The organism is Chenggangzhangella methanolivorans, assembly GCF_042648545.1.
Lineage (GTDB): Bacteria > Pseudomonadota > Alphaproteobacteria > Rhizobiales > Methylopilaceae > Methylopila > Methylopila methanolivorans.
In genome coordinates this window covers 2,501-4,595 of record NZ_JBHRXS010000036.1, presented here as the reverse complement: position 1 = coordinate 4,595, position 2,095 = coordinate 2,501, and the positions used below count along the sequence as shown (strand labels likewise).

The following is a 2,095-nucleotide window of genomic DNA, read 5'->3' as shown; positions in this document are numbered from 1 at the left end:
AGACGATCGTGACGATAAGGGTGGTATTTCAAGGATGGCTCCACCCGAGCTGGCGCCCGAGCTTCAAAGCCTACCACCTATCCTACACATGCCAACACAATCGCCAGTGCAAAGCTACAGTAAAGGTGCACGGGGTCTTTCCGTCTGACCGCAGGAACCCCGCATCTTCACGGGGAATTCAATTTCACTGAGTCTATGCTGGAGACAGCGGGGAAGTCATTACGCCATTCGTGCAGGTCGGAACTTACCCGACAAGGAATTTCGCTACCTTAGGACCGTTATAGTTACGGCCGCCGTTTACCGGGGCTTCGATTCAAAGCTTGCACCTCTCCTCTTAACCTTCCGGCACCGGGCAGGCGTCAGACCCTATACGTCATCTTGCGATTTCGCAGAGCCCTGTGTTTTTGATAAACAGTTGCCACCCCCTGGTCTGTGCCCCTCCCGCCTGGTTGCCCAAGCGGAAGGCCTCCTTATCCCGAAGTTACGGAGGCAATTTGCCGAGTTCCTTCAGCATAGTTCTCTCAAGCGCCTTGGTATGCTCTACCAGTCCACCTGTGTCGGTTTCGGGTACGGTCTGATGTGGGAGCTATTTCCTGGAACACCCAGGCCGCCTTCGGAATCCAATAACCTCCGACAGCTTCCGGTATTCGTCACTACCCACTGGCTGGGGAATATTCACCCCATTCCCATCGACTACGCCTTTCGGCCTCGCCTTAGGGGCCGGCTAACCCTGCGCAGATTAGCTTTACGCAGGAACCCTTGGACTTTCGGCGACGGTGTCTCTCACACCGTTTTTCGTTACTCATGTCAGCATTCGCACTTCCGATACCTCCAGGATGCCTCACGGCTGTCCCTTCGCAGGCCTACGGAACGCTCCGCTACCGCTCACCTTGCGGTGAACCCTAAGCTTCGGCTCGTGGCTTGAGCCCCGTTACATCTTCGGCGCAAGAACCCTTGTTTAGACCAGTGAGCTGTTACGCTTTCTTTAAAGGATGGCTGCTTCTAAGCCAACCTCCTGGTTGTTTTGGGATTCTCACATCCTTTCCCACTTAGCCACGAATTGGGGGCCTTAGCTGTAGGTCAGGGTTGTTTCCCTCTCCACGACGGACGTTAGCACCCGCCGTGTGTCTGCCGGGCAGTACTTGTTGGTATTCGGAGTTTGGTTAGGTTTGGTAATCCGGTAAGGACCCCTAGCCCATCCAGTGCTCTACCCCCAACAGTATTCACCCGACGCTCTACCTAAATAGATTTCGCGGAGAACCAGCTATTTCCGAGTTTGATTGGCCTTTCACCCCTAGCCACAAGTCATCCGAGACTATTTCAACAGGCACCGGTTCGGTCCTCCAGTGAGTGTTACCTCACCTTCAACCTGCTCATGGCTAGATCACCCGGTTTCGGGTCTAATCCGTCGAACTTATCGCCCTATTAAGACTCGCTTTCGCTGCGCCTACACCTACCGGCTTAAGCTTGCTCGACAAATTAAGTCGCTGACCCATTATACAAAAGGTACGCCGTCACCCTTGCGGGCTCCGACTGTTTGTAAGCATCCGGTTTCAGGAACTGTTTCACTCCCCTTGTCGGGGTGCTTTTCACCTTTCCCTCACGGTACTGGTTCGCTATCGGTCGCTGAGGAGTACTTAGGCTTGGAGGGTGGTCCCCCCATGTTCAGACAGGATTTCTCGTGTCCCGCCTTACTCAAGGACTTGTTCAGACCATTCGCGTACGGGGCTATCACCCAATGCTGCCCGACTTTCCAGACGGTTCCGCTTAATCTTAAACAAGCCACTGGCCTGGTCCGCGTTCGCTCGCCACTACTAACGGAGTCTCTGTTGATGTCCTTTCCTCCGGGTACTTAGATGTTTCAGTTCCCCGGGTTCGCTTTTGATCCCTATGTATTCAGGATCAAATACCTCTGTGTCGACGCAATGTAATCGCACCCCGCAGAGATCACTCTCTACGAAGTCCAATTACAAAACGTCGGAGGTGGGTTTCCCCATTCGGAAATCGTCGGGTCAAAGTCTGTTCGCAACTCACCGACGCTTATCGCAGCGTACCACGTCCTTCATCGCCTCTCAGCGCCAAGGCATCCACCGAA

Annotated in this window: 1 rRNA gene (only partly in view); it reads right to left on the bottom strand. The window is 54.1% G+C overall.

Annotated features, from left to right (window positions below):
* Positions 1-2,095, bottom strand: a 23S ribosomal RNA gene (locus ACFOWB_RS26705) (its annotated part continues 20 nt past the right edge of the window); the annotation flags it as partial.